This is a genomic window from Bacillus sp. S71, from assembly GCF_016625265.1.
GTDB classification, from domain to species: domain Bacteria; phylum Bacillota; class Bacilli; order Bacillales; family Bacillaceae_G; genus Bacillus_A; species Bacillus_A cereus.
Genome location: NZ_JACVUW010000033.1, coordinates 1 through 2,939, shown reverse-complemented (window position 1 = coordinate 2,939; position 2,939 = coordinate 1). Strand labels below are relative to the sequence as shown.

The following is a 2,939-nucleotide window of genomic DNA, read 5'->3' as shown; positions in this document are numbered from 1 at the left end:
CATATTATATGGTTAAGTCCTCGATCTATTAGTATTCGTCAGCTCCACATGTCACCATGCTTCCACCTCGAACCTATCAACCTGATCATCTTTCAGGGATCTTACTAGCTTACGCTATGGGAAATCTCATCTTGAGGGGGGCTTCATGCTTAGATGCTTTCAGCACTTATCCCTTCCGCACATAGCTACCCAGCTATGCCCTTGGCAGAACAACTGGTACACCAGCGGTGCGTCCATCCCGGTCCTCTCGTACTAAGGACAGCTCCTCTCAAATTTCCTACGCCCACGACGGATAGGGACCGAACTGTCTCACGACGTTCTGAACCCAGCTCGCGTACCGCTTTAATGGGCGAACAGCCCAACCCTTGGGACCGACTACAGCCCCAGGATGCGATGAGCCGACATCGAGGTGCCAAACCTCCCCGTCGATGTGGACTCTTGGGGGAGATAAGCCTGTTATCCCCGGGGTAGCTTTTATCCGTTGAGCGATGGCCCTTCCATGCGGAACCACCGGATCACTAAGCCCGACTTTCGTCCCTGCTCGACTTGTAGGTCTCGCAGTCAAGCTCCCTTATGCCTTTGCACTCTACGAATGATTTCCAACCATTCTGAGGGAACCTTTGGGCGCCTCCGTTACACTTTAGGAGGCGACCGCCCCAGTCAAACTGCCCACCTGACACTGTCTCCCGGGTCGATAAGACCCGTAGGTTAGAATTTCAATACAGTCAGGGCGGTATCCCACCAGCGCCTCCACCGAAGCTAGCGCTCCGGTTTCAATGGCTCCCGCCTATCCTGTACAAACTGTACCAAAATTCAATATCAGGCTACAGTAAAGCTCCACGGGGTCTTTCCGTCCTGTCGCGGGTAACCTGCATCTTCACAGGTACTATAATTTCACCGAGTCTCTGGTTGAGACAGTGCCCAAATCGTTACACCTTTCGTGCGGGTCGGAACTTACCCGACAAGGAATTTCGCTACCTTAGGACCGTTATAGTTACGGCCGCCGTTTACTGGGGCTTCAGTTCAGAGCTTCGCTTACGCTAACCCCTCTCCTTAACCTTCCAGCACCGGGCAGGTGTCACCCCCTATACTTCGCCTTACGGCTTCGCAGAGAGCTGTGTTTTTGCTAAACAGTCGCTTGGGCCTATTCACTGCGGCTTTCCGTTAAGAAAGCACCCCTTCTCCCGAAGTTACGGGGTCATTTTGCCGAGTTCCTTAACCAGAGTTCTCTCGCACACCTTAGGATTCTCTCCTCGCCTACCTGTGTCGGTTTGCGGTACAGGCACCTTTTATCTCGCTAGAAGCTTTTCTTGGCAGCGGGGAATCAAAGACTTCGCTCCATAAGGAGCTTCCCCATCACAGCTCAGCCTTCACGATAAGCGGATTTGCCTACTTATCAGCCTAACTGCTTGGACGTGCACAACCAATCGCACGCTTCTTCTATCCTTCTGCGTCCCTCCATTGCTCAAACGATAAAGAGGTGGTACAGGAATATCAACCTGTTGTCCATCGCCTACGCCTGTCGGCCTCGGCTTAGGTCCTGACTAACCCTGAGCGGACGAGCCTTCCTCAGGAAACCTTAGGCATTCGGTGGACGGGATTCTCACCCGTCTTTCGCTACTCATACCGGCATTCTCACTTCTAAGCGCTCCACCAGTCCTTCCGGTCTGACTTCACTGCACTTAGAACGCTCCCCTACCACTGATACCATTGGTATCAATTCGCAGCTTCGGTGGTGTATTTAGCCCCGGTACATTTTCGGCGCAGAGTCACTCGACTAGTGAGCTATTACGCACTCTTTAAATGGTGGCTGCTTCTAAGCCAACATCCTAGTTGTCTAAGCAACTCCACATCCTTTTCCACTTAATACACACTTTGGGACCTTAGCTGGCGATCTGGGCTGTTTCCCTCTTGACTACGGATCTTATCACTCGCAGTCTGACTCCTAAGGATAAGTCATTGGCATTCGGAGTTTGACTGAATTCGGTAATCCGATGAGGACCCCTAGTTCAATCAGTGCTCTACCTCCAAGACTCTTACACTTAAGGCTAGCCCTAAAGCTATTTCGGGGAGAACCAGCTATCTCCAGGTTCGATTGGAATTTCTCCGCTACCCACACCTCATCCCCGCACTTTTCAACGTGCGTGGGTTCGGGCCTCCATTCAGTGTTACCTGAACTTCACCCTGGACATGGGTAGATCACCTGGTTTCGGGTCTACGACCACGTACTAAACGCCCTATTCAGACTCGCTTTCGCTGCGGCTCCGCCTCTTCAGCTTAACCTTGCACGGGATCGTAACTCGCCGGTTCATTCTACAAAAGGCACGCCATCACCCATTAACGGGCTCTGACTATTTGTAGGCACACGGTTTCAGGATCTCTTTCACTCCCCTTCCGGGGTGCTTTTCACCTTTCCCTCACGGTACTGGTTCACTATCGATCACTAGGGAGTATTTAGCCTTGGGAGATGGTCCTCCCAGATTCCGACGGAATTTCACGTGTTCCGCCGTACTCAGGATACATTCAAGAGAGAACGAAGTTTCGACTACGGGGTTGTTACCCTCTACGACGGACCTTTCCAGGTCGCTTCGTCTACCTCGTTCCTTTGTAACTCCGTATAGAATGTCCTACAACCCCAAGAGGCAAGCCTCTTGGTTTGGGCTATGTTCCGTTTCGCTCGCCGCTACTCAGGAAATCGCATTTGCTTTCTCTTCCTCCAGGTACTTAGATGTTTCAGTTCCCTGGGTCTGTCTTCCATACCCTATGTATTCAGGTAAGGATACCATACCATTACGTATAGTGGGTTTCCCCATTCGGAAATCTTCGGATCAAAGCTTACTTACAGCTCCCCGAAGCATATCGGCGTTAGTCCCGTCCTTCATCGACTCCTAGTGTCAAGGCATCCACCGTGCGCCCTTTCTAACTTAACCAAACTAAAA

1 rRNA gene is annotated in these 2,939 nt (G+C 51.6%); it reads right to left on the bottom strand.

Features of this window, described 5'->3' with window-relative positions:
* Positions 1-8: 8 nt before the first annotated feature.
* A 23S ribosomal RNA gene (locus tag IBT51_RS26865) occupies positions 9-2,930 on the bottom strand.
* Positions 2,931-2,939: the final 9 nt, after the last annotated feature.